At 60.9% G+C, this 24,356-nt stretch carries 18 protein-coding genes and 1 pseudogene; 8 read left to right on the forward strand and 11 right to left on the reverse strand.

Going from position 1 to position 24,356, the window contains the following annotated elements; translation table 11 throughout:
* Window positions 1-17: 17 nt before the first annotated feature.
* Window positions 18-1,127: a pyruvate dehydrogenase (acetyl-transferring) E1 component subunit alpha gene (gene pdhA / locus KJJ24_RS00195; protein ID WP_214339941.1), complete on the forward strand. Its 1,110-nt coding sequence runs from the start codon at window positions 18-20 to the stop codon at window positions 1,125-1,127.
* Between the two features lie 23 nt (window positions 1,128-1,150).
* On the opposite strand, the gene KJJ24_RS00200 is transcribed toward pdhA, so the two are convergent.
* The 4 genes from KJJ24_RS00200 to KJJ24_RS00215 all read right to left on the reverse strand — a co-directional run bounded on the left by KJJ24_RS00200 (window position 1,151) and on the right by KJJ24_RS00215 (window position 5,431).
* Window positions 1,151-2,065: a histone deacetylase gene (locus tag KJJ24_RS00200; RefSeq protein ID WP_214339943.1), complete on the reverse strand. Its 915-nt coding sequence runs from the start codon at window positions 2,063-2,065 to the stop codon at window positions 1,151-1,153.
* 13 nt (window positions 2,066-2,078) lie between these two features.
* The gene (locus KJJ24_RS00205; RefSeq protein WP_214339944.1) at window positions 2,079-2,735 is read right to left on the reverse strand and encodes a hypothetical protein; all 657 of its coding nucleotides are present in this window, start codon (window positions 2,733-2,735) and stop codon (window positions 2,079-2,081) included.
* A gap of 17 nt (window positions 2,736-2,752) precedes the next feature.
* Entirely contained in the window at window positions 2,753-3,682 is a 930-nt protein-coding gene (locus KJJ24_RS00210) for an RpoD/SigA family RNA polymerase sigma factor (RefSeq protein WP_214339945.1), read from the reverse strand.
* Window positions 3,683-3,826: 144 nt separating this feature from the next.
* On the reverse strand, window positions 3,827-5,431 hold the full coding sequence (locus KJJ24_RS00215) for an NAD(P)H-hydrate dehydratase (RefSeq protein ID WP_371811751.1): 1,605 nt from the start codon (window positions 5,429-5,431) through the stop codon (window positions 3,827-3,829).
* Between the two features lie 118 nt (window positions 5,432-5,549).
* Between KJJ24_RS00215 and mnmA the strand changes: the two genes are divergently transcribed.
* A complete protein-coding gene (gene mnmA / locus KJJ24_RS00220) occupies window positions 5,550-6,692 on the forward strand; it encodes a tRNA 2-thiouridine(34) synthase MnmA (RefSeq protein ID WP_214343082.1) in 1,143 nt (380 codons plus the stop codon).
* 171 nt (window positions 6,693-6,863) lie between these two features.
* On the opposite strand, the gene KJJ24_RS00225 is transcribed toward mnmA, so the two are convergent.
* The 5 genes from KJJ24_RS00225 to KJJ24_RS00245 all read right to left on the reverse strand — a co-directional run bounded on the left by KJJ24_RS00225 (window position 6,864) and on the right by KJJ24_RS00245 (window position 9,710).
* The gene (locus KJJ24_RS00225) at window positions 6,864-7,211 is read right to left on the reverse strand and encodes a DUF86 domain-containing protein (RefSeq protein ID WP_214339946.1); all 348 of its coding nucleotides are present in this window, start codon (window positions 7,209-7,211) and stop codon (window positions 6,864-6,866) included.
* Entirely contained in the window at window positions 7,208-7,498 is a 291-nt protein-coding gene (locus tag KJJ24_RS00230; RefSeq protein ID WP_214339947.1) for a nucleotidyltransferase family protein, read from the reverse strand. The genes KJJ24_RS00225 and KJJ24_RS00230 overlap by 4 nt, the downstream gene beginning before the upstream one ends.
* 99 nt (window positions 7,499-7,597) lie before the next feature.
* On the reverse strand, window positions 7,598-7,837 hold the full coding sequence (locus tag KJJ24_RS00235) for a 2Fe-2S iron-sulfur cluster binding domain-containing protein (RefSeq protein ID WP_214339948.1): 240 nt from the start codon (window positions 7,835-7,837) through the stop codon (window positions 7,598-7,600).
* Window positions 7,834-9,312, reverse strand: a complete 1,479-nt coding sequence (locus KJJ24_RS00240; RefSeq protein ID WP_214339949.1) for a cobyric acid synthase — start codon at window positions 9,310-9,312, stop codon at window positions 7,834-7,836. Before KJJ24_RS00240 ends, KJJ24_RS00235 begins: the two co-directional genes overlap by 4 nt.
* Window positions 9,313-9,335: 23 nt before the next feature.
* Window positions 9,336-9,710 carry an Npun_F0494 family protein gene (locus KJJ24_RS00245; protein ID WP_214339950.1) on the reverse strand — a complete coding sequence of 125 codons (375 nt, stop codon included), beginning with the start codon at window positions 9,708-9,710 and terminating at the stop codon, window positions 9,336-9,338.
* A 50-nt stretch (window positions 9,711-9,760) separates the two neighbouring features.
* Here KJJ24_RS00245 and KJJ24_RS00250 point away from each other — a divergent pair, with 50 nt between their 5' ends.
* The 3 genes from KJJ24_RS00250 to KJJ24_RS00260 all read left to right on the forward strand — a co-directional run bounded on the left by KJJ24_RS00250 (window position 9,761) and on the right by KJJ24_RS00260 (window position 11,177).
* Window positions 9,761-10,372, forward strand: a complete 612-nt coding sequence (locus KJJ24_RS00250; protein ID WP_214339951.1) for a nucleoside triphosphate pyrophosphatase — start codon at window positions 9,761-9,763, stop codon at window positions 10,370-10,372.
* A 188-nt stretch (window positions 10,373-10,560) separates the two neighbouring features.
* Complete coding sequence (locus tag KJJ24_RS00255) at window positions 10,561-10,869, forward strand: nucleotidyltransferase family protein (RefSeq protein ID WP_197151151.1); 309 nt, start codon at window positions 10,561-10,563, stop codon at window positions 10,867-10,869.
* Entirely contained in the window at window positions 10,866-11,177 is a 312-nt protein-coding gene (locus tag KJJ24_RS00260) for a DUF86 domain-containing protein (RefSeq protein ID WP_250544812.1), read from the forward strand. The genes KJJ24_RS00255 and KJJ24_RS00260 overlap by 4 nt, the downstream gene beginning before the upstream one ends.
* A 141-nt stretch (window positions 11,178-11,318) precedes the next feature.
* Here the strand turns inward: KJJ24_RS00260 and KJJ24_RS00265 are convergent, their stop codons facing one another.
* Window positions 11,319-11,573: a helix-turn-helix domain-containing protein gene (locus KJJ24_RS00265; RefSeq protein WP_214339952.1), complete on the reverse strand. Its 255-nt coding sequence runs from the start codon at window positions 11,571-11,573 to the stop codon at window positions 11,319-11,321.
* A 343-nt stretch (window positions 11,574-11,916) separates the two neighbouring features.
* Here KJJ24_RS00265 and KJJ24_RS00270 point away from each other — a divergent pair.
* Window positions 11,917-12,129, forward strand: a pseudogene (locus KJJ24_RS00270) (Maf family protein); the annotation flags it as partial.
* Window positions 12,126-12,968 carry a hypothetical protein gene (locus KJJ24_RS00275; protein ID WP_214339953.1) on the forward strand — a complete coding sequence of 281 codons (843 nt, stop codon included), beginning with the start codon at window positions 12,126-12,128 and terminating at the stop codon, window positions 12,966-12,968. The pseudogene KJJ24_RS00270 and the gene KJJ24_RS00275, both read left to right, overlap by 4 nt.
* A gap of 797 nt (window positions 12,969-13,765) precedes the next feature.
* Here KJJ24_RS00275 and KJJ24_RS00280 read toward each other — a convergent pair.
* Window positions 13,766-20,965, reverse strand: a complete 7,200-nt coding sequence (locus KJJ24_RS00280; RefSeq protein ID WP_214339956.1) for a YadA-like family protein — start codon at window positions 20,963-20,965, stop codon at window positions 13,766-13,768.
* Window positions 20,966-21,175: 210 nt separating this feature from the next.
* Here KJJ24_RS00280 and KJJ24_RS00285 point away from each other — a divergent pair, with 210 nt between their 5' ends.
* The gene (locus tag KJJ24_RS00285; protein ID WP_250544813.1) at window positions 21,176-24,355 is read left to right on the forward strand and encodes a sulfotransferase family 2 domain-containing protein; all 3,180 of its coding nucleotides are present in this window, start codon (window positions 21,176-21,178) and stop codon (window positions 24,353-24,355) included.
* Window position 24,356: the final 1 nt, after the last annotated feature.

Genomic DNA, 24,356 nt, shown 5'->3' on the forward strand with positions numbered 1-24,356 from the left:
GCAGCCGGAAACCGCGCATGACACAGGCAGATCTCGGCCAGAGCGTCGCCAGCAACGGAGCTCCCGCCTGCTCGGCCGACGTGAATGCAGTGGGGCTCCACGCCGAGCGTCTGCTCAACCTCTATCCCTCCACGCCCGCTGTGATTACGCGGGATGAGGGCTTGATGCTCTACCGCGATATGACCCTGGGCCGGCGCTTTGAAGACAAGTGCGCCGAGATGTATTACCGGGGCAAAATGTTCGGCTTCGTGCACCTCTACAACGGCCAGGAGGCTGTGAGCACGGGCGTGATCAAAGCAATGAAGATGCAGCACGACTGGTTCTGCAGCACCTATCGCGATCACGTGCATGCCCTCAGCTGCGGCGTGCCGGCCCGCGAGGTGATGAGCGAGCTGTTTGGCAAAGAAACCGGTTGCAGCAAGGGGCGCGGCGGTTCCATGCACCTCTTCTCTAAAGAGCACCACCTGCTCGGTGGTTATGCCTTCATCGGTGAAGGCATCCCGGTGGCACTGGGTGCTGCCTTCACCAGCCGCTACAAACGGGATGCCCTGGGTGATGCCAGCAGCGATGCAGTCACCGCAGCATTTTTCGGTGATGGCACCTGCAACATCGGGCAGTTTTACGAGTGCCTAAACATGGCCTCGCTGTGGAAGCTGCCGATCATCTTTGTGGTGGAGAACAACAAGTGGGCCATCGGCATGGACCACAACCGCGCCACGAGTGATCCTGAAATCTGGCGCAAAGCAGCCGGGTTCGGCATGGCCGGTGAAGAAGTCGACGGCATGGATGTGCTGGCCGTGCGCGGCGCCGCCCAACGTGCCATCGAGCGGGCTCGCGCCGGCGAAGGCCCCACCCTGTTGGAGTGCCTCACCTACCGCTTCCGCGGCCACTCGCTTGCGGATCCTGATGAGCTGCGCGCCGAGGCGGAGAAAGAGTTCTGGGCGCAGCGCGATCCGATCAAGCGCTTGGCGGCTCATCTGATTGAGCACAACCTGGCCAATGCCGATGAGCTCAAGGGCATCGATAAGGAGATCGACGCCGAGGTGGCCGATTGTGTGGAATTTGCCTTGGCTGCTCCCGAGCCCAAGCCTGAAGAGCTCACCCGCTACATCTGGGCGGAAGACTGAAGCCAGAGCGCCCTACGCGCCGCTCACAACCCATGGAGCCGGGCCTGTTCTTTCGCGGCCCGAAACACCAAGGCATGGCGCTGCACCAATGGCTCCAAGTCGTCGTACCCCCCACCGATCACGGTGGCCACAGGGATCGAGCGCCTGAGGCATGCATCTAGCACCAACCGATCGCGGTTGAGCAGTCCCATGCTGCTGAGGCACAGCTTGCCGAGGCGGTCGCCGCGGTGGGGATCAACCCCGGCGTTGTAGAGCACCAGATCCGGCTGTACCTGATCCAGCAGGTTGGGGATTAGATCACCAATGGCGATGAGGTAGTCGTCGTCTTGGAGTCCATCGTCGAGCGGTAGGTCGATATCGCTGTTCTGTTTCCGCAGTGGGAAGTTGCTTTGGCAGTGGACTGACACGGTGAAGACCCGCGGTTCGCTGGCAAAGATCGCGGCTGTGGCGTCACCTTGATGCACATCCAGATCAATCACCATCAGCTGCTGCACCCGGCCTTCATCCAGCAGCACCTGGGCTGCAACGGCACAGTCGTTGAAGATGCAGAAGCCGCTGCCGCGATCGGGGTAAGCGTGGTGAGTGCCTCCGGCTAAGTGGCAGGCCAGGCCATGCTCCAGCGCCAGCCTGGCGGTGAGCACCGTGCCGCCCACCGCCAGCCAGGTGCGCTGCACTAACGCCGTGGTGGCCGGTAAGCCGATGCGGCGCTGCTCTTGATGGGTGAGTGTTCCGTGGGCAAAGGCCTGGTGGTAGCGCGGTTCGTGCACCAGCTCCAGCCAGCGGCGCGGTGCCGGCAGCGGCTGCACAACCTGCTCGGCCCGCGCCAATTCCCGCTCCAGCAACAGCTGATGCAGCAGCCGAAATTTCGCCATCGGAAAGCGATGGCTACTGGGCAGCGGCGCGGAATAAGCCGGGTGGTAGACGAAAGGTGGTTGCACCAAGGAATGGCGCCTAGAGCTTCAGTGTCACCTGCGGTGGGGACAGGCTGCTGAATCCCCACCACAACAGGGTGATCCAGAGCAGCAACGAGGCCAGCCATAGCCATGTTTGTTGGCGGCTGGTTTCTCCTTCCAGCCAGGGGCGGTACGCACGGCTCATGGCGGGAACCAGCAACCAGGAGGTTGCGGCGACGCAGGCAGCGTTGCTGAGCAGCATCAGGCTGGCTCTGGAGGCATCCGGAAGCAGCCGCTGCAGCAGTGGTGCCACCAGCATCGCTGTGGGGTAGAGGCTGAGCAACACCAACAGATTCACTTTCCAGGTGGCCACCGGCCGTTTGATTCGGCGCGATAGCCAGCGGCCATAGCCCATCCAATTGGCGCGGCCCGAAAAGCGATAGCCGGTTTCCTCTTCCTCCTGCACCAGCAAGCGACGGCGCTCGGGATCATCCAGCCAGCTCATGCACTGCTGGATGGTGTTGAAGCGCATGCTGGTGCGAAATACGCAACCATTAGGCCGCTCCTCGATCAACCGCCGCTCCACGTTGAGGAAGCCTTTGTGGCGACGAGCCAGTTGCTGCATGCGGTTGCTGAGCCGCAAAAATCGCTCCACGTGGTGGGGCTCCACGTGTTGTTCGAAGTGATATTCGAACGAGCCGAGGCCCTCGCCCATGGCTTGCGGGCAGCTGTCTACAGGGTGCTTGGCATGCGGCGGGTGAGGTGCCGCAGCTTGCGTAGGGCCTTCAGCTCCACCTGGCGCACGCGCTCGCGCGACACATCCAGCATCCGGCCGATTTCGGCGAGGGTATGTCGCTCTTCGCCCTCGAGGCCGAAGCGCAGCTCGAGCACATGGCGCTCTTGGTCGGTGAGGTGGCTCAGCCAGCGGCCCAGCTGTTCGTGATGCATGCCGCGCTCCACCTGATCCAGCGGTTCGGCATGGCTGTTGTCGGCGATCAAGTCGCCCAGGAAGCTGCGGCCTTCTTCGCCATTCACCGGCGCATCGAGGCTGGAGGTGGTGAGGGCCTGGCGCAGCAGCGAATCGAGCTCATCGATGGGGATCTCCATCGCTTCGGCGATCTCCCTACGGCTAGGCATGGCGCCGAGTTTGTGGGCCAGATCGAGGCTCACCTTGCGGATGGCGCTGAGCCGCTCCGAGAGGTGCACCGGCAGGCGGATTGTGCGCGACTGGCAGGCGATCGCACGGGTCATGCTCTGGCGGATCCACCAGAAGGCATAGGTGGAGAACTTGTAGCCGCGAGTGGGGTCGAATTTCTCTACAGCGCGCTCAAGCCCCAGGGATCCCTCCTGAATGAGATCGAGTAGCTCAAGCCCCTTCCCTTGATATTTCTTGGCAACGCTCACCACCAAGCGAAGGTTGGCTTTCATCATCCGTTCTTTGGAACGGCGCCCTACGCGGATTTTTTTCTTTTGCAGATCGGTATAACCGCCTTCGGGCTCCTCTTCAGTCAGGCGCATCATCGCCTGCACTTGATTGCCGAGTTCAATCTCTTCGGCTGGGGTTAAAAGAGGCACCCGTCCGATGGTGGAGAGGTACCAGCTGATGGGGTCACTCGTGCGGCGACGACTGGCGCCCCCAGGGGAAAGTCCGGACGCAGTCATGAAGCCTGAGCAGGAAGTGCAGCAAATGTCCTACGGGTTTCAGCAAAACCGATGTGATTTCAGATGGCCTTCAGCTTTCAGCAGTAAAACCTCACACTTATTTGTTGAGACTCACGCTTGAGAAGGCGGTTGTAAATCTTCTAGTCATGATTCGCTGTTATTCGCTTCTTGAAGCGGCAACAGCTGGGCCACAGCCATGGGATCGGAGCCGCCCGGCCCGCGTTGTTGCAACGCATCACGGCCGGCGTTGGCATGGGCGAGGGCGCATGTAGCCAGGAGAGCGGCCTCGTTGTTGCCCGTTGCCGCTCGCTGCCGCGCTGCTAGGCCGCCCGCATAGCCCGCCAGCACATCCCCCAGGCCGGCTCGGGCCGCTGCAGCTGAAGCCTGGCGTAGCTGCCAGCGGCCACCATCGGCGCCGGCGATCACCGTGCGGGCGCCCTTGAGCAGCACGCTGCAGGGGTGGTGACCGCTGCAGCCCATGGCGGCGGCCGCCGCGGCTTCCAGCGGTGGCTGATCCGCCAGATCTGCAAACAGCCGCGCAAATTCCCCCTGGTGCGGGGTGATCCAGGTGGGGCCCTGGCGTGCCTGCAACCAGGCTTGAGCTCCCAGACCTGCCAGGCGGTTGAGCCCATCGGCGTCAAGCAGCAAGAGGCCCGGGAAGCGCTGCAGTTCATCCCAAGCGTGCTGCTCGGCAGCGGCTTCTTCAGGTGTGGTGGCGCCCAGGCCAGGTCCGATCACCACGGCATCGAGGCGCTCCATGGCTTCGGCCTTGAGGCCCCCGAGATGGAGGCTGCCGTTGGGATGGCTGGGCAGGCTTGCGCTCAGCACCACATGGGGTTGCACGCTCCAGAGCTGCTGCGCCAGGGGGTGTGGGAGGGCCGCCCGCAAGCTCCCAGCCCCGCTGGCGCTGGCGCCCATCAAGCAGAGCTGGCCGGCGCCGCGGTAGGCCTCGCTGCCGGCGATCACCAGCAGGCGGCCCCGCTGATACTTCGAGGCGGCTGGTGCCAGCTGCGGCCAGGGCGCTGAGGCGAGGTCGTGCGCTGCAAGGCCCAGGGGTTGATCGGGCGGCAAGGCATGCAGCAGGGCCGGCGGCAATCCCAGCTCGATCCGCTCCAGTTGGCCCACCCAGGCCAGGGCTGAATCCTGCAGAAAGCCTTGCTTGATCAGGCCGAGGCTCAAGCTGAGGCTGGCGCAAGCGGCCACGCGGCCCAGGAGCTGGCCGCTGTCGGCACACAGGCCGGTGGGCCCATCGATGGCGATCAGCCGGCCTGGCTGCATCCGCTGCCGCTGCTCCAACAGCGTTTCCAGTGCTTCACCGGGGGGGCGGCTCTGGCCGATGCCAAAGAGCGCATCGATCCACACGGCTGGATCGGCTGGATTGGGCGGGGCTTCTGGCTCCGGGATGCCCAGCCAGCGGGCATGGCGCAGGTGGGCTGCGGTGAGGGGTTTGTGGCGCTCAAACGGGCTCCAGATCCGCACGGCGATGCCCGCGAGGTGCAGCTCGCGCGCCACCACCAGCCCGTCGCCGCCGTTGTGGCCCGGTCCCACCAGCACCAGGGCGCCGCGCTGCTGCAGCTGGAGCCACCAATCGAGTTGTTGCAGGCGCTGGGTTAGCGCCAGCGCCGCTTTTTCCATCAAGGCCTCCACCGGCAGGCCGCTGGCAAACAAGTGCTGTTCAAGCTCCGCCATCTGGCTGCCGCGCACCAGCAGGTGCTCGGCATCGCGCAGGGGCCAGGCGGGCTGAGACAAAACAGGCCGGGTGGTGACCGTTCCATGATGGAGAGATCCCGCTGATCGGGCTGTAGGGCCCGGTCGTTTTGTTGGTTTGGCGCGTTTTTCTGCGATTCCCGCTGCTGCGGAGCCCTCAGTGGCGGCCACGCCGGCCGGTGCCTTAGCTCTCGAGCGCCTGCAGGCCTGGCCGGGTGAGCACCGGGTGGCGGTGGGACTGTCGGGTGGGGTGGATAGTTCCCTCACGGCAGCCCTGCTGGTGGAAGCGGGCTGGCAGGTGGAAGGGCTCACGCTCTGGCTGATGAGTGGCAAGGGCGCTTGCTGCGCCGAGGGCTTGGTGGATGCGGCGGGGATCTGCGAGCAGCTTGATGTGGAGCACCATGTGGTGGATTTCCGCGAGCACTTCAAAGAGCAGATCGTGGATTTCCTGGTGCAGGGCTACGGCGATGGCATCACGCCATTGCCGTGCTCGCGCTGCAATCGGGAGGTGAAATTTGGCCCGATGCTGCACTGGGCTCAAGAAGAGCGCGGCATTGCGCGCATCGCCACAGGCCATTACGCCCGGGTGTGCCACGGCGAGCAGAGCGATAACGGCCGCCATCAGCTCCTGCGTGGCCTCGACCGGCAGAAGGATCAGAGCTATTTCCTCTACGACCTGCCGCAGGAGGCCTTAGGCCGCCTGGTGTTTCCTCTGGGGGAGCTCACCAAGGCCGACACCCGTGTTGAAGCCGCCCGCCATGGGTTGCGCACGGCTGATAAACCGGAAAGCCAAGACCTCTGTTTGGCCGACCACCACGGCTCGATGCGCGCGTTTCTGGACACCTACCTGCCCCCGCGCCAGGGCGAGATCGTGCTGGAAGACGGCCAGGTGGTGGGCCAGCACGACGGCATCCAGCACTTCACGATCGGTCAGCGCAAGGGGCTCGGTGTGGCCTGGAGCGAGCCGCTGCATGTGGTGCGCCTGGATGGCGCCATGAACCGCGTGGTGGTGGCCCCCCGCCGCGATGCCGCCCGCAGTGAAGCGGTGGTGGGAGCCGTGAACTGGGTGTCGATCGCGCCGCCGCAGGAGCCGATCGAGGTGGAGGTGCAGGTGCGCTACCGCAGTGGAGCCGTTGCCGCCCGGTTGTCTCCTCTGGAGGCCACCGATGCCGATGCGGCGGCGGGCCGGCCCCATCGCTGCCGGCTGGAGTTTGCTGAGGAGCAGTTTTCGATTACACCTGGTCAGGCAGCGGTGTTTTATGCGGGTGATCGGGTGCTGGGGGGTGGCCTGATTCAGCGCTGAGGCGTGAGGAGGCCAGCCAGATCACCGCAGCATGCTTTCCTCCGGATAATCGCGTTCAACAGCACCCCGTTCATTCCTAAAAGCTTGATTGCGTTCTGAATGGAATGCCCCTGCCAGATGCATCCCCTTTGATGGATGATCTGGTATGCAGGATTGATGGAATTCTTGAAGTTAGTCTTGATCGGTAGTGGCTGAGCTGAGGATTTTGATCACGCTTTCCCGGATTGCAGGGAACTGCTGATAGGCCTGCCACACCTCCTCGAGATCCACTCGGTCATAAGCATGGATCAGAAGATCTCGCATGCCTGCCATTCCGCGCCAAGGCAGGTTGCTCCATTGATTTCGAAGTTCAGGGCTGATTCGTTTGACGGCTTCTCCCATCACCTCGAGGCATCGGATCAAGGCGTCTTGTAAATAATCTGTCTGCTCGAATGCGTCGAAGTTTGAAATGGGGAATCCCAGGGCACGATCGATCACCGCAAGGATGTCGTTCAGGGCGTCTTGATCGCGGGGGTTCATGCCAGGGGTACCGCGTCTGCTTCGACACGATCGCGCAGGCTTGGCTTGAGGTTTCGACGACGGATGAGATCGACGTTGTGCTGGAGGAGTGTTTCCAGGTCCTGTTTGAACTCCGCGTGCTCAAACAGGCTGGTGCCTGGAGGCAGGTCAACGAGTAGATCGATGTCGCTGGTGTCTGTCGCCTCATCCCGGGCCACGGAGCCGAATACAGCGATGTTGGAAGCGCCGTAGCGCTTCGCGATCAGCCTCAGCTTTGGGGTGAGGGCCTGGAGTTCTGAAAGTCGCATCGGCCAGGCATTGCCTGACTTAAGCCTACGGGTTCTATGGGGTACTGCAGATTGCTGGACACTTCCAACGAATGCTCTGATGCCTGATGCCCTATGGCCTCACCAATAAGGATCCGTCGCCAACTCAACCGTGAGCTCCCCGCTTTTGTTTGCGGGCACAGTGGCGATGCAGGCGCGCACCGTTGTTCCGTTGACATCGAGTTCGCAGGCGCCGCAGCTGCCGCCGAGGCAGCCTGTGGGGATCGAAAAGCCGGCATCGCGCGCTGCTTGAAGCCAGTCGATGCCTGGCGTGCAGCGGGTGGTTTGCCCCGAGGGCCAGTGGATCAACACCTCGTTCATGGCTGCTGCAGGAGTGGCTCCAGGTTCACGTGCTGCTCGAAGGCATCGGCGAGGCGATCGAGCAGGGCGTCGCGCTGACGGCTGTGGTGGGGTTGCTGTTCGCTCAACATCGGCAACCCTTTGCGCGCGCGTAACTGATTGAGCCACCGCCTCCGCCAAGGGCCGCTTTCGAACACACCGTGCAAGTAGGTGCCGGCCACTGAGCCGTGCACCCAGCCCAACTCTGCATCGGCGCAAAGGGGCTGGCATGGCTCCAGGGTGGTGGTGCTGCCGCGGTGCAGCTCGAAGCCTTCAATCGGCAACTTGCTGCTGTCGCCAATCAGCGGCCAGAGCGCCGTGCTGTTGCGCTGGCGCAGGGCTTTGCTGCCGCCAAACACGGTGCGTAGGGGCAACAGGTTGAGCCCTGTTGCCTGAAGCAGGCCGTTGCTGCCTCCCTCCAGCCCCTCGGGATCGCAGAGCTCTCGCCCGAGCAGTTGCATACCGCCGCAGATTCCAAAGACCGCCCCACCTGCCGCAGCGAACTGCTGCAGCCCACTGCACAGCGTTGCGCTCATCCGCAGGGCGTCTAAATCGCGCAGCGTTTGCTTGCTGCCAGGCACCACCACGGCATCGGGGTTGCCCAGCTCCTCGCCGGGCGCCACCCAGCGCAGCTGCACGCTGGGTTCGGCCTCGAGCGGATCGAGATCGGAGAAATTGCTGAGCGAGGGCAGCTTGAGCACCGCGATCTCCAGCTCAGCGCCCCGTTTGCGCCCCCGGCGTTCCAACAGGTCGAGCGAGTCTTCCGGCGGGAACAGCTCATCGAGCCAGGGCATCACCCCCAGCACCGGAATACCCGTGTTGGCCTCCAGCCAGCGGCGGCCTTCGTCAAAGAGTTCGCGGCGTCCGCGGAAGCGGTTGATCAGCAGGCCCCTGATCAACGGACGCTCCACCGGCCGCAGCAGCGCCAACGTGCCCACCAGCTGCGCGAACACACCGCCGCGCTCAATGTCGGCCACCAGGATGCAGCTGGCGCGCAGGTATTGGGCCAGGCGCAGGTTGGTGAGATCGCGTGGTTGCAGGTTCACCTCCACGGGGCTGCCGGCACCCTCCAACACCAGCCGACCTTCGGGGTAAGCCCCTTGCAGCTCGTTTAGGCCGCTGCGGATCGCGGCCCAGCCGGGGCGAAACCAGTCGCGGTAGTAGTGCTCGGCGCGGCAACTGCCCACCGATTGGCCCAGGTGGATCACTTCGCTGGTGCTGTCGCCCTGGGGTTTGAGCAACACCGGGTTCATCGCGCACTGGGGTTCGAGCCCTGCGGCCCAGGCCTGCAGCGCCTGGGAGTAGGCCATCTCGCCGCCGGCCTGATCCACCCAGGCGTTGTTGCTCATGTTCTGCCCCTTGAAGGGCAGTGGCGTTTCACCGCGGCGCCGCAACACCCGGCAAAGCGCGGCCGTCATCAACGACTTCCCGGCACCGCTGCTGGTGCCCAGAACCATGAGGGGGGTGTGGTTCTCGCTCATCAAAACCTCGGCCTGTGCTGCCGAAGCCAGTGCTTGAGGCGCATCAGCACACCTCCGGGAGGGATGGCGTCGCTCCATGGGGCAATGGTGTTCCGCCCCATCGGGGTGAGCCGCACCCGTTCGGTGAGGCCCTGGCCGTCCACTTCGCGGCGCAGCACACCGAGCTGGATCAGCCAGATCAGCAGGTCTTCGGTGCGGTTGGCGTTCAGGCTGAGGCGGCTGAGTTGCTGCTGGTTGGGGTGGGCAGCGATCTGTGTGCTGCTCAAGGCCTGGGCATCCAGCAGTTGATAAAACGACAGCCGAAAGGGGAGGCAGCGCACCGCCTTTCGGGCCCGCTGCAGGGCGCGTTGCTCTTGTTGGCTGGCGGTGCTCACACAACACAGGTGGCTGCTGCCATTCTCATGGCCAGCCCATCCCCTCCGCTGTGCTGCTGCTGGCTTCTGCGTCTCCGGCCCGTCGCCGCCTGCTGGAGCAGGCCGCCATTCCCCACCGCGTGCAGGTGAGTGGTGTGGATGAAGACGCCATCCACCACACCGATCCTGCCCAGCTGGTGCAACTGTTGGCCAAGGCCAAGGCTCAGGCCGTGCGGGAGGCCTGCACGGATAGCTCGATCACGGCGGTGTTGGGCTGCGATTCAGTGCTGGCCTTTGAAGGGGAGGTGTTCGGCAAGCCTCTTCACGCTGCAGAGGCGATCGATCGCTGGCGACGGATGGCTAGTGGTTGGGGTGAGTTGCACACCGGCCACTGTTTGTTAGTGAGCGGTGAAGCGCGGGAGTGTCCAGCTCCGGATATCCATGGATATCCGACCACGGAACGTCTCGCCACCATCACCACCCGCGTGCAGTTCGCTCCGCTCACCGCCGCAGAGATCGAGGCCTACGTGGCCACCGGAGAGCCGCTCCAATGCGCTGGCGGCTTTGCTTTGGAGGGGCGTGGTGGTGCGCTGGTGGAACGGATCGAGGGCTGTTTCTCGAATGTGATCGGGCTGAGCTTGCCGTTGCTGCGGCGCTGGCTCCTGGCGATGGGGGTCAGTTAAGGAGTGTGTTGGCGTGCTTCTGTGGTCAACACCGTTTTCTCGTTGCAAGGCAGCGCAAGGCTCTTCCTAATCCGCGACCGCGAAGCCCGAGCAGAATGGTCTGCATGGGGTTTTCAATTGGCGATTCCCCACAGCGTGATCCGCAACTGTTCACCGCGACTCGAACCCTCTTTGGTCGCCCTAGCGCCATGACCAGCTCAACGCCCACAACCATTCGCCAGCGGCTTGTGGCCCATAGGCCCGAGGTGCTCGCCCTCGCCCAGCGCCATGGTGCAACCAACCTGAGGGTCTACGGTTCGATCGCTAAAGGGCAGGAGCACCCAGGTAGCGACCTGGATCTTCTGGTCGATCTAGCGGAGGATCAGTCTCTGCTCGGGTTGATCAGTTTCCGGCAAGAGCTTGAAGATCTCCTGGGATGCCTGGTGGATGTCACAGAAGCAGAAACACTGCACCCGTTGATCCGTAATGAAATTCTGGATCAGGCTCAGTTGCTGTGAGCAAGGATCGCCTCTATCTCGACAGTATTCGTGATTGTTTGGAGCGCATCGCGGATTACACTGCTGCTGGTGAGAGCAGCTTTATGGCCTCTCGTCTGATTCAAGATGGCGTGATTCGCAATCTCGAGGTGATCGGTGAAGCCACCAAGAATCTCAGCCCGGAGCTCCGAGCGGCCAGTCCTGAGATTCCTTGGCGGCAGATAGCCGGCATGAGAGATGTTCTGATTCACGACTATCTCAAGGTCAATCTGGCCCAGTTTGGCGGACTGTTGATATTGACCTACCTCCACTTCAGGAGGCAGTCCTGAGGCTGCTCCAGGCATAACGCTTGGTGCCTCCTCTGGCGGAACCGTGCAGCTACTGAGGCCCGCGAGCCGGTAGCGACCAGGTGCCAACCCGTTCCCCGTTCATCCAAACCGCCAGGGAGCGCGCTCTCGAGGGCCTACTCATCACCATTCAGCTGGATTGATGGCGTGTTGTCGCGGCCTCACCACCACTTCGAGGTTGAGGGCGGCCAGGAGCAACAGCAGACGCTCCACGGTGAGACGACCCGGTTGCAGTTCGAGCTGAGAGAGCCGGGCTTGGCTCATGTCACCGGCTTTGAGGGCCAGCTCTTGCTGGTTCACCCCCTGCTCCAGTCGGGCACCACGGAGCAGCATCCCCAACTGCGCAGGGGCGCGAATCACCTGCTCAACTGCAGCCATGGTTTACACAGATTCTCAATAAACGAATCGCATCAAGATCCTCAATAATTGGCATTTATTGCGAATCCGAGTGAGCGTGGAGGAGCTTGCGCTGTCGGGCTTGCCTGTGTCAGGCGGTTCTGGTTGATGTCCATGGGCGCAGGAATTCCTCCAGTTGCACTTCGCCTGGACCGACCAGAACCATCTAGTGCTCATCAACGATTTCAACGTCTTCTGGCCCTGCTTCTGTCCAGACCAAGCAGAGCCTGAGCTGGTGGTTGACGCGGATGTAGTGCAGCTGCTGGCCCTGGTGTCCGACGACAATCAGGTCAAGGCTCAGGCGGTGATCGATGCCTGCACGCATGCCACCATCACCACCCGCGTGCAGTTCGCGCCGCTCAGCCCCGCAGAGATCGAGGCCTACGTGGCCACCGGAGAGCCGCTCCAATGCGCTGCCGGCTTTGCTTTGGAGGGGCGCGGTGGTGCGCTGGTGGAACGAATTGAGGGCTGTTTTTCGAATGTGATCGGCCTTAGCCTTCCGCTGCTCCGCTGTTGGTTGGCCCAGATTCCTGCATGAGGCAACCTTCCACCACGGCTTTTTATCCAGTTGTTCAGAGTTCCAGCTTTGAGCATTGGCGCGCTTGCCTGCAGCAGGTGATGGGCGACTGCCGCGTCAGCTGCTTCGATCACGAGCGAGATGTGTTTCAGGCCAGCATCCAAGTGGCGGCAGCTGGGCCGCTGTCCCTGGTGGAGCTGCGCGGAGAGGGTGGGGGCTTGGAGTTGCTGCGGCGTCAGAACCCGGAATTGGCGGTGCTCTGGATTCCAGAACTTGGTTGCATGCTCGAGCGCCAGGCCGACTGTCCTGATGAGTTGATCACCAGCCCGGGCCAGGGCCTTTGGATTGGCCCCGGTGCAGAACTGCATGGGCTGAGCTCAGCCAACACCAGTGGTGTTTCCATCATCGTGCCTGTGACGGTGCTGGAAGCGTTGGGTGATCAATGCGGAGAGACTGCCGTGCTCGATCCCTTTCGCACCAACCGCCAGCCCACGGTCGTGGCCCTGCTGCGCCAGGCACGTGAGTTGATTGATGCGGCGCGTCTGCATCCCCATTGGCTGGATCACAGTGCCGGTGCTTTCTGGCAGGCCTTGATCAATCATCGGCTGGCAGCCGGCTCTGCGTCTCTGATCCCACCACACGATGACCTCACCAACCGCTTCCTGGAATTGGTGCAAAGCCAGCTCACGGAGGAACCTCAACCTCGATTCGCCTTAGGCAAACTTGCAATGGATCTGCACTGTTCAGGGCGAACGCTGCAGAACCGCTTGCGATCTGATCTTGATGCCTCGCCCCGCGAGGTGTGGACGGCTCTCCAGAATCAGTACCGGCCTGATCAGCGAATCACTAGCGCAGCTTGAGCATCACGCCATAGCTGAGGGCAGGGCTGATGAGATCATCTGCAAGCTCAAACTGAAGAGAAGAGAGTTGCCCCAGGTCACTCTTGCGTCGGCGTTTATCACATTATTGAGATGACACAGCCCACTACTCAGCTGAGAGACGTCAGGCTGACGAAGATACTTTTAAAGGGCTATGGATTTATTTGCACCGAAGAAAGGATTCCCAGGATTAGATAGCAGTGCTCGCGTGTGTGGATTATTGGTGTTGTGAGGGAACACTTGATGGGCGTGAATATCCCTGTGCCTTCATGCTTCTTCGGTTTTTAGCGACTCTTGGCCGCACAGTTCTTGGCCTCAGGGGTCATCATTAGATTGGTGAGACGAGCTCCGTTCTCGCCGCTCGCACCGGACAATTGGATGATTGCATTGAGGGTGACTCCGTCGTATCTGGCTTGGTAGGCATTGGCCAAGCAGTTGCAGTATGCGCTCTGGCTCTTGATGCCAGGGGTTCTGCCGTTGTTGCAACCCTTCAGAAACCCCGATCTGAATTCTTGAGTCAGTTTCGCGTTCTCGGCTGCGGTGATTGTTCGTTGCTGTGCATATGCAGCAGGGCTCAGGCTTATGAGGGAGGAGATGGCGATCGCTGCTGAGATGTGCTTGATCATGACTCGGGTGATTCTGGTTAGGAAGAGGTGGGAGTGGCGACAGCTATTTCTGATCTCATCAGGCCAGAGCTGCCAAAGGAAATGGGGGATGTCAGCCTGGTAATCCGATGTCACTGAACAAAATACTGAAACGCAATGCCTATCAAGAGGTGCTCAGGGCTGAGTAGGCAGCTTGCTTACCGAATGTTCACCAGATGGACTGGAGCCAGGCGTCAGTCTTTGAACCTGATTCATCATCCGCTGGAACAAGGATTCCTGGCGAACGATCTTTTCATCCTGCTCCACCAGCTTGCGCTGGAGCTCTTGAACGATTTGATCTTGGCGCTTTCGATCCTCCTGCAGCAGTGCAATCTGATTCTTCAGTAGAGTGATCAATTGCGCTGTGCTCTCGGATCGAACCGCCTGACCTGCACTGGAAACAGCCTGCATCTTCTGCAATTGCTCTTGCAGAAGCCTGATCTGCTGATCGCGACTTTGCAGATCAGACTGCAACTTGGAAACGCTTGCATTCAGCGATTCAAGCTTCTGGGACGTTTCCTGCGCGTTGGCGGGGGCGGACTTCTGTTTATTGATCTTCCCAAGTGGGAAGGAGAAGCCAAGCCGGCCTGCCACTGAGGGAGTGGAGCCGTATTCGTAGTCGATTGAAGGTGCGTAAGACAGGGCGCCATTGAGGTGGATGCGATCAGCAACCCGAACGGCGCAACCGGCTGCGACAGCATATTGTGTGCCGAAGCCGCCCGTGCCGAAACCGCAGCGGACCGGTTCGTCTTCTTGCAGGCTTACTTCAGGCACAGCAGAGAGCGCGGCGGCCATTGCTGTGGTGGTTCCAACGGCGTAGCCGAGGCCTTGAGCGGCAGACTCGAGCTTGGGAACAGTTTGTGTGACTGTGTTTTCAATGCGGTTGACAGATACGGATGATGTGCCGGCATTGCCGCTTCCATCAATGGTGAGCATCCGCCGCTCACCATTGTTTTGATACTTCGTCTCTTTGAATCGACCATTCCTGGCTAAGCCATCAAGCTGAACAGGGCCCGACAGTGTGGTCTTGCCTGTAACGCCGAGGTTTGCCCCAATGGTCTGGCTTCCCGCGATGGCGGATGATCCGCTGACGCTTTGGTTGCCGCTGATTAACTGATCACCGCCAATAGTCTGGTTGCCACTAATGGTCTGACTGCCGCCAATACTCTGATTGCCACTAATGGTCTGACTGCCGCCAATACTCTGATTGCCACTAATGGTCTGACTGCCGCCAATACTCTGATTGCCGCTAACAATTTGATTGCCGTTGAACGTGGAATTCCCATTTACGGTGAAGTCGTTGTTAACGATCGTTGGCCCATTGAAAACGGCTCGCCCTGACACGTTCAGTGTGTCTGTCGTGATCCCGCCTGTGACGGTGAGCCCCCCGTTCAGGGTGGTGTGCCCATTGACGGTCAAGTCGTTGGTGACAGTCAGTGAGCCGTTGTTGATGCTGATGCCAGTGGAACGTTGCAGTGTCCCGTCTGCTGAAGCTGCAACGAGCTCCGTACCTGAGCCGGCAAGGTTGGCAACGGTGACCTGGGTTCCAGATGTGCCCAGCATCATCTGGTTATCTCGAGTTGTCCTGGCCCCAGCGCCAATGGCTGTTGCGCCAGTGCCGGTTGCATTGGCTCCAGCGCCAATGGCGGTTACATCGGTTCCATTCGCTACAGATGCTGTGCCCATGGCCAGCGCGTTGGTTTGGAATCCTTCAGCACGCGCGCCGACGCCAATTGCCGTAACGTTGCGACCATTGGCTACTGCGCCTGTGCCGTAGGCAAAGGCATTGGTGCCATTGGCGCGAGACAGGCTACCTAGTGCTATGCCACCTTCCGCAGTTGAATTGGCGTAGAAGCCCAGCGCAACCGACCCTTCCCCACTGGCAGTGCTGATCACGCCGAGGGCTGTGGCTCCATTACCACTTGCATTGGTTAATGTTCCCAAGGCAGTTGCTCCAAGAACAGCGTCTGCGCGACTGTTGTCGCCGATGGCTGTATCCCCTGTGCCAATCGCTTCTGCATTGGCTCCGTAGCAACTAGATTGTGCCCCAGTACGATTGCAGAACGTTGTTGTATTTGTGGGGAACACGATAAATCCAAGATTCCCCGTGGAGTCGGTTGTTAGAACCTGTGTTGTGCCACTTGTTTGATTTGTGGAGTACCCGCTAAGTGTTACGGATCCTCCGAGTGTCGTCGCGCCTGTTACAGCAAGGGTTCCACCGATGCTTTGATTTCCGTTGATGGCGGAGTTGCCATTAACTGTCTGATTACCGTTGACGGTTTGTATGCCGTTAACGGTGAGTGAGTTGTTGACGGTAGTGGCGCCATTGAGTGTGGTGGCACCTTGAACGGCAAGAGTGCTTTGGAAGTTGGCCGCGCCAGTGGCGGTGAGGGTGTTGAGGGTGGTGGTGCTGGAGACGTTAAGGGTGTCGGTGTTGGTGCCGCCTGTAACAGTCAGGCCATTGTTGATGGTGGCGCCGCCGGAGAGGGTGGTGGCACCAGTCACGCCAAGGGTTCCACCGATGGTTTGATTACCGGTGATGGCGGAATTGCCAGATACGGTTTGATTGCCGGTGACAGCAAGTGTGCCTACGACGTTGGTGTCTTTGAGATTGGTTGTCCCTGTGACCGTAAGAGAGTTATTGACAGTGGTGGCGCCATTGAGCGTGGTAGCACCTTGAACAGCAAGTGTGCTCTGGAAGTTAGCCGCGCCAGTGGCGGTGAGGGTGTTGAGGGTGGTAGCACCGGAGACCCCGAGGGTGTCGGTGTTGGTGCCACCGGTGACCGTCAGGCCATTGCTGATGGTGGCGCCGCCGGAGAGTGTGGTGGTACCAGTCACACCAAGGGTTCCACCGATGGTTTGATTACCGGTGACAGCAAGTGTGCCTACGACGTTGGTGTCTTTGAGGTTGGTTGTCCCTGTGACCGTAAGAGAGTTATTGACAGTGGTGGCGCCATTGAGCGTGGTAGCACCTTGAACAGCAAGGGTGCTCTGGAAGTTAGCCGCGCCAGTGGCGGTGAGGGTGTTGAGGGTGGTAGCACCGGAGACCCCGAGGGTGTCGGTGTTGGTGCCGCCTGTGACAGTCAGGCCATTGTTGATGGTGGCGCCGCCGGAGAGTGTGGTGGCACCAGTTACACCAAGGGTTCCACCAATGGTCTGGTTACCGGTGATGGCGGAATTGCCAGATACGGTCTGATTACCAGTGACAGCGAGTGTGCCAACGACGTTGGTGTCTTTGAGGTTGGACGTTCCTGTGACCGTGAGTGAGTTATTGACCGTGGTGGCGCCATTGAGTGTGGTGGCACCTTGAACGTCGAGAGTGCTCTGGAAGTTGGCGGCACCTCTGGTGGTGAGGGTGTTGAGGGTGGCGGCACCACCCACATTCAGGTCGTTGGCTGTTGTGAGGGATCCGTTGTTAACGGAAATTCCAGCTGCACGCTTGAGGGTGCCATCGCCGTTGGCGAAGACCATCTCATTGCCTGTACCGGAAAGGTTGGCAATGGTGACTTCACTCGTGGATTTACCGATGGCAATCTGGTTTGTGCGTGTGGATGCGGCACCATCACCGAAGGCAATGGAGTTGTCGAAGCTGGCATTGGCCTGATAACCGAGGGCGATGGCATCGTTGGCGTTGGCCACAGCCTGGAAACCCATCACGATGGTGCGGTTGCCTGCAGCGCGAGAATTTTCGCCAATGGCAACCGTGGCCGTGCCTGTGGCATTGGAGGCCACACCAATCGCCACGCTGTTGATCCCGGTGGCTTCTGCATAGGCGCCAACAGCAACCGATCCATTGGTGGCATCGGCATCAGCGCCAACAGCAGTGGCCTCCAAACCGATGGCGGTGCTGTTGGCACCTAAAGCCGAGGCGTAATCACCAAGAGCTCTGGAATTGTTCCCGAAGCAGACAGAGTCAATGCCTTGATGGGTGCAATTGAAGGCGTTTTGAATGGCAATTGTGTAGTTGGGGGCCAAAGTTGCCGTGCCAGCAGTCACCCGACCTTGCTGATCGATGACGAGGTATTCAGTGCCGGACGATGGTTTGTTGGCAAGGCCCGGTAAGAAAATATCTGTAGTCCCATTACCACTGGCGCCAAGGGTGATGGAGCTGCTGGCGCTGGACCCTGATTTCTGGCGGGCTACTGCACCAGTTCCAATCGCGGTGGCATTGGCAATGTCTGACCTGGCTCCTGTCCCCAGGGCCATCGAGTTGGAATTAGAGGCTGTAGCGGCACGACCAAGGGCGATTGAATTCAGTGCAGATGCACTGGAGTCTGTGCCAACCGCCGTTGCCCATCCACCACTTGAGTTACTGCCCCAGCCGAGCGCCGTCGATCCTTGTGAGGTAGCTGAAGCGTTGCCTCCGAGTGCGGTTGCCCCTCCAGAATTATTTGACGCTGTTGCACCATTGCCAATCGCAATGTTGTTTGAGCCTTGAGCGTTTGCACTTCTGCCAAGAGAAACTGATGAAGTTCCTGTTGTATTTGCGTTGGCACCAATAGCAGTTGAACCCTCACCATTGGCTACTGCATTCGGCCCGTAACAGGTGGCGTTATCGCCTGATGCTACGCAATTGGCACCTGCTGCGAGAGCATTAGTGTTGATTGCCTGGCCATTGATTTGTAGGCCACCGGTGATATTTAGCGTTGTAAGCGATGTGGTGCCGGTGACCGTCAGTGAGTTATTGACCGTGGTGGCGCCATTGAGTGTGGTGGCACCGGAGACGCCGAGGGTGTCGGTGTTGGTGCCGCCAGTGACAGACAGGCCATTGTTGATGGTGGCGCCGCCGGAGAGTGTGGTGGCCCCTGTGACACCAAGGGTTCCACCGATGGTCTGGTTACCGGTGATGGCGGAATTGCCAGATACGGTTTGATTACCAGTGACAGCGAGTGTGCCAACGACGTTGGTGTTGTTGAGGTTGGTTGTGCCGTTAACGGTCAGATTGTTGGCAACGGTAAGTGACCCGTTGGCAAGTGAAATCCCAACAGCACGCTTAAGGGTGCCATCGTCGTTGGCGAAGACCATCTCGTTGCCTGTGCCGAACAGATTGGCAACGGTTGTTGTGGTTGTTCCCGTGCCGAGCACGATCTGATCATCTCGGGTGGTGGCGGCTGATCTTCCGACGGCTGTGGACCTGTCGAATGCAGCACTGGCTTTAGCACCCAGGGCCGTGGCGTAAGCACCCGAAGCAGTCGCACTCCAACCCAGCGCCGCGGCGCTTCCGCCCGAAGCACGGGTTTCACGACCCACCGCCGTGGCGGTTACTCCAGAAGCAGTCGCATACACACCCAGCGCCGTGGCGGAGTCAGCCGAAGCAGTGGCATTTCTACCCAGCGCCGTAGCTCCAGGGCCCGAAGCTTTAGCTGACCTACCAAATGCCGTGGAGGAGCTGCCCGAAGCATTGGATGAATTACCAAATGCCGAAGCAGAGTTAGCCTCTGCCGAAGCATTCGGCCCGAAACAGGTGGCGTTATCACCGGTAGCCACACAATTCAGAGAATTAAGCGCTGTTGCGGAGATCGATGATCGCGAGAGGGTGCCATCGCCATTGGCGACAACAAGGCCAGTGCCTGTGCCGGCCAGATTGGCGACGGTGGTTGTGGTTGTTGCCGTGCCGAGAACGATCTGATCAGCTCGTGTGGTGGCGGCTTTTGTTCCGATGGCTGTGGAGTTGGCGTAGGCAGCATTGGATTGAACACCCAGGGCCGTGGCGGAAGTGCTCGAAGCATTGGCAAACAAACCCAGCGCCGTGGCGTATTGGCCCGAAGCACTGGCTGCACTACCCACCGCCGTGGCGGCTGTGCCCAAAGCATTGGTTAGTTCACCCAGCGCCGTGGCGCTAGGACCCGAAGCATTAGCTCTGCGACCCAGCGCCGTGCCAGAATTGTTTGATGCAGTGGCTTGAAAACCCAGAGCCGTTGCGCCAGAGCCCGAAGCATTGGCTGCACTACCTAGTGCCGTGGCGGCGTTGCCCGTAGCAGTGGCTTGAACACCAAGAGCCGTGGCGGAGAAGTTCGAAGCCTTGGCTGAACGACCCAACGCCGTGGCCTGATAGCCCGAAGCAGTGGCTGAACTACCCAGCGCCGTGGCCTGATAGCCCGAAGCATTGGCTAAATTACCCAGCGCTGTGGTAGCGAAATTAGAAGCTTTTGCTGATTCACCCAGCGCCGTGGCTGCTATGCCCGAAGCAGTGGCACCAACACCCAACGCCGTTGAATTATTTCCCGAAGCCGTGGCTGTATCACCAAGTGCCGTGGCTGAATAACCCGAAGCACTGGCTTGGATCCCCAGCGCTGTGGAGAACCCGCCAGATGCGTTTGCAGCGTAACCAAGAGCCGATGCGAAATTGCCATCGGATTTGGCATTGGTGCCTAGCGCTATGGCGGCAATACCCGAAGCTCGGGCTAGTTCACCCAGCGCTGTGGCGGAATCGCCCGACGCAGTGGCCAGTTGACCCAGCGCCGTGGAGCCTGTTCTCGACGCAGTCGCTCTATAGCCCAGCGCTGTGGCTTCTTCGCCCGAAGCAGTAGCTAGTTCACCCAGTGCCGTGGCTGAATTACCTCCAGCATTGGCTTCACGGCCAAGAGCTGTAGCGGATGAACCTGAAGCCTTGGATGAATAACCCACTGCCGTAGAGAAGTCTCCGGAACTTTGGGCCGAGGCACCCAGCGCGGTGGCGTAAGTGTCCGAAGCATTGGCTGAGTCACCCAGTGCCGTAGCTGAACTGCCCGAGGCATTGGCAAACTTACCTATCGCCGTAGCGGATATGCCTGAACTATTCGCTTTTGTCCCCAGTGCTGTGGCGTTTGCGCCATTAGCCCATGCGCTTTCACCCAGTGCTGTGGCTCCTATCTGATTAGCAAAAGTGTTATTACCCACTGCGACGGAGCCAGTTCCGCGTGCCTCCGATCGGTAACCCACGGCAACAGTAGACGTGTCTTCAGCCTGGGCGATAAAACCCAACGCCACGGCGTATTGGGCTCTCGCCTCGGCGTTCGCGCCTATCGCAATCGACCAATTGCCGTCAGCAGTGGATTGGTAACCAATTGCATAAGCGTAATCACCCGTAGCTGACGCAGATCCAAATGTGCCATGAGAACTGCTTGGTGGACCTGCCTGTCCTGGAATCTGGGTGATCTGAGCCTGAGCTGGCTTGCTTCGCAGGGCTGCATCCACCAACACGCCAAGGCTGGCCACCTGACCGACCACGGCCCAAGCCATGAAGCCTCCCTGGGCGGCTTTGCTCCAGCGGCGGCTGCGGCCAGCCTTGCGCGTCTTCGAACCCCGGCGATAGCCAGCCACTTTGAGGATCGCAGCGAGCAACCAGGCGTTCAAGGTTGAGTCAATAATTTCGTCTGATTCTGCTGAGCTGTCAGAGGTTTGAGTTGCCTCGACTTGTGAGTCCGATGAGTTTCGTGAGACTGGCTTTGTGTGTTCGATCTTCGGCTTCGCTTTAGGGCATGACAGCCTTTGCAGTTCGGCTTACTGTCCTGTCCTCCATTGAGTTGAGTGATGGCGGAGCAACACCAACGCACGCGTGACGCCATGTTGGTTGTTGCCGAATGCCGTTGGCTTCTGCTCCCGATCCCCAAGGTCGCATCCACGTTGCTCAAGCGTCTTGCGGTGATCGCAGCAGGCCGGGATCCAGCCGAGTTGGCGGTGTTGGGTGAAACCCGTCCGGCCCTGGCGATCCACCGCGCTGATGTGCATGGATTGCCGTCGCTTGCTGCGTTGCCCTCTGCTGAAGCCGAGGCACTGCTGGCCGATCCCCATGGCCTGCGGCTTGCGGTTACCCGGCATCCCGGCGAGCGCCTGTTGTCGTTCTGGCACGACAAGCTGCATCTCGCTGATCCGGCCTATGTGCCCCTCAATCAAGCGATCCAATCCAGGCGCGAACGCGCCGGTGCAGAACCGTGCCGATTCTCAGACTTTCTCATCTATCTCGATCAGCACTGGGAGCAGCTCCGAGGCGATGGCCATCTCTTGCCCCAATCCGAGTGGCTTGCTGATTCCACGCTGTTCAATCAGCATCTCGATCGCTCCGAGCTGGTCGATCGTTTGCCTGGGTTGCTCGGCTCACGGCTGCCCGCCCAGCGCCTCGAGCGCTTGCGTCAGGAGCTGCAGCTCTACGACCGTCAGCACCGCCAGCGGTTGAGCAAACGCTGGGAGAGCAGCTACGGCAAGGATGGTTTCCAGATTCTGGAGCGTCTCTATGCAGCCGATCTTGAGCGCTTTGGTTACACCCTTCCCCGTCGCCCTGGCGACAAGGTGAAACCCCTGGGCGCGGTGGATCTCGATGCACTGGTGGATCCCCTGCAGCAGTTGCGTGATCGCCATCGTCAGATCGCCGGCCTGCAGCAGCAGATCCTGGAGTTGCAGCTGGAGTTGCAGCGTCCATCCCTGCCCTCGCTCAGTCCGGCGCAAGGGCAGTGGCCGCCCCACAACACTCCGGAGGCAGGCCTCGGCCATCTCTACGACGCCCTCGCTCAGCAGCGTTTTCAGGAGGTGTTGGATCAGGCCTCGGGGCTCGAAGGGCATCCCCATGCCGGTGAGGTGGCCTATCTCGAAGGCCTGGCCAAGAAGGCCCTCGGGCAGCACGAGGCCTCCTTGCGCTGTTTTGAAGCCGCGCAGGCCCGCGGTTTTCTCACGCCCTATGTGCTGTTCAACGCCGGCAATGCCTGCCGCGTCCTGGGCAACACAGCCGAAGGTCTGCGGTTATACCGCGATGCCCTGGCGGTGTTTCCCCAGTTCAGTGAATGTCGTCACAACCTGGCGCTTGCCCTGATCGAGGCCGCTGATCTTGAGGCTGCCGAACGGGAGCTGCGCCTGCTACTTCGTGATCAACCTGCTTACTTCCAGGCCGCGTTCTGCCTGGGCAACCTGCTGCGTGATCACCACCGGGAGCGCGAGGCGATCGAGGCCTTCCGCCTCTGCCTTCAGCATGCGCCCGCCTATGCCGATGCCTGGAACAACCTGGGCCTGGCCCAGGCCTCAGCAGGAGATCTGGAGGCGGCGATGGCCAGTTATCGCCATGCCCTCACCATCGACTCGCGCTTCAAGCCATCCCGCCAGAACCTCTCCCAGGCGTTGGTGCAAGCCAAGCGCCACGCCGAGGCCCTTGAGCAGTTTGAGCAGTTCGCCGCCCTGGAGCTGAGCACCTATGAGCAGGTGATCGCCCTGCAGGGACGGATGAACTGTCTGCTCGAGCTGGATCGTTACGACGATGCCCTCGCCCTCGCTGACAGTGAGAGCGACGAGCGGGTGCGGCTGATGAGCCGCCTGCACGTGTTGCCGGTGCTGTTTGCCACCGACGAGCAGGTGGCGTCGGTGCGGCAGCGCTGGGCCGACGACGCTCGCAGCTTGTATGACCTGTTGGAGGGGATCGATCAAGCCGACGCCGCCTGGGAAACCCTCTATGCCCACGCCTGGTCGCTTACCAATTTCTATCTCGCTTATCAGATGGACGACGACCGTCCCTTGCAGGAGCTCTATGCCGGCATCCTCGATCGCATCCTGCGCCCGAAGCTGGGGGCCTTCATGCAACCCCTGCCCCAGCGCGATCCGGCCGATCCCCGCCCCCTGCGCGTGGGGGTGATCTCGCCCCACCTCCACAACCACAATGGCGCCATCTGGTGTCTGGGCTGGCTGGAGGGAATCGCCGGGAATCCTGGCTACGAGATTGTCAGTTACAACCTGGCCGAACGGGTGGATTCCGGCACCCAGCGCTTTGCTGCGCTGGGTCTGCAGCGCCATCTGCCGTTGCGCGCCGAGAATCCGGAGCCGATGCTGCAGCAGATCCTCGATGATCAGCTCGATCTGCTGATCTTCACCGATATCGGCATGCACCCCGCCAGCAAGGTGACCTCCGTGTTGCAGTTAGCACCGGTGCAGGCCCAGGGCTGGGGCCATCCGATCAGCAGCGGGTCCCGCACCATGCACTACTACCTGTCGGGGGCGGGCATGGAGCCTGACGGCAATGAGGCCCACTACAGCGAAACCCTCTACCGGCTGCCAGGCACTGGCCTCAACTACGAAACCCCGGCCGCCCTCCACGACGGCCAGCTGCTGTTCGACAAGTTCGATCTTCCCCGCGATCGCCCGATCCTCAACTCCCTGCAGAGCACGTTCAAATACCTGCCGCGCAACGACTGGACCTTTGCCGAAATCGCCAAGCGCCACCCCGAGGCATTCATCGTGCTGGTTGGTCACATGGGCAGCGGAGGCATCGCTGAACGCCTGTTCGAACGCCTGCGTCCCCATTTCGAGCAGCGCGACCTGGTGATTGAGGAACATCTGCGCATCCTGCCCCGGCTCGATTACGGCGATTTCATGGGCTTGTTCTCCATCAGCCACCACACGATCGACACGATCGACTGGAATGGCGGCAACAGCTCCTTGCAATCGTTCTCCCTCGACTGTCCGGTGGTCACCCTGCCCACCGCCTTCATGCGCGGGCGCCATACGGTGTCGATGCTCGAGGTGCTCGAGCTTCCTGAGCTGATCGCCAGCAACGTCGACGACTACATCGCCATCTCTAGCCGCCTGCTCGACGACGAAGCGTTCTACAAGGCGATGCGCAGTGCCATCGCAGAACGCAAGCAGCGGCTGTTCCACGACAAGCGTGTGGCGGAGGCGTTTCAGGTGGCCGTGGAAACCATGTGCCGGCAAACGCCCGCAGTGGGTCAGCAACCCGCAGAGGTGTTGCCTCTGGCCATGGCCGCCTGAT

The sequence above is a fragment of the Synechococcus sp. LA31 genome, assembly GCF_018502385.1.
Classification (GTDB): Bacteria; Cyanobacteriota; Cyanobacteriia; order PCC-6307; family Cyanobiaceae; genus Vulcanococcus.

Excerpts from the sequence above, each read along its gene's own strand:
- pdhA (WP_214339941.1), top strand. The coding sequence starts at position 18 with ATGACACAGGCAGATCTCGGCCAGAGCGTCGCCAGCAACGGAGCTCCC.
- KJJ24_RS00205 (WP_214339944.1), bottom strand. The coding sequence starts at position 2,735 with ATGGGCGAGGGCCTCGGCTCGTTCGAATATCACTTCGAACAACACGTG.
- KJJ24_RS00210 (WP_214339945.1), bottom strand. The coding sequence starts at position 3,682 with ATGACTGCGTCCGGACTTTCCCCTGGGGGCGCCAGTCGTCGCCGCACG.
- KJJ24_RS00225 (WP_214339946.1), bottom strand. The coding sequence starts at position 7,211 with ATGAACCCCCGCGATCAAGACGCCCTGAACGACATCCTTGCGGTGATC.
- KJJ24_RS00230 (WP_214339947.1), bottom strand. The coding sequence starts at position 7,498 with ATGCGACTTTCAGAACTCCAGGCCCTCACCCCAAAGCTGAGGCTGATC.
- KJJ24_RS00235 (WP_214339948.1), bottom strand. The coding sequence starts at position 7,837 with ATGAACGAGGTGTTGATCCACTGGCCCTCGGGGCAAACCACCCGCTGC.
- KJJ24_RS00240 (WP_214339949.1), bottom strand. The coding sequence starts at position 9,312 with ATGGTTCTGGGCACCAGCAGCGGTGCCGGGAAGTCGTTGATGACGGCC.
- KJJ24_RS00255 (WP_197151151.1), top strand. The coding sequence starts at position 10,561 with ATGACCAGCTCAACGCCCACAACCATTCGCCAGCGGCTTGTGGCCCAT.
- KJJ24_RS00265 (WP_214339952.1), bottom strand. The coding sequence starts at position 11,573 with ATGGCTGCAGTTGAGCAGGTGATTCGCGCCCCTGCGCAGTTGGGGATG.
- KJJ24_RS00275 (WP_214339953.1), top strand. The coding sequence starts at position 12,126 with ATGAGGCAACCTTCCACCACGGCTTTTTATCCAGTTGTTCAGAGTTCC.
- KJJ24_RS00285 (WP_250544813.1), top strand. The coding sequence starts at position 21,176 with ATGTTGGTTGTTGCCGAATGCCGTTGGCTTCTGCTCCCGATCCCCAAG.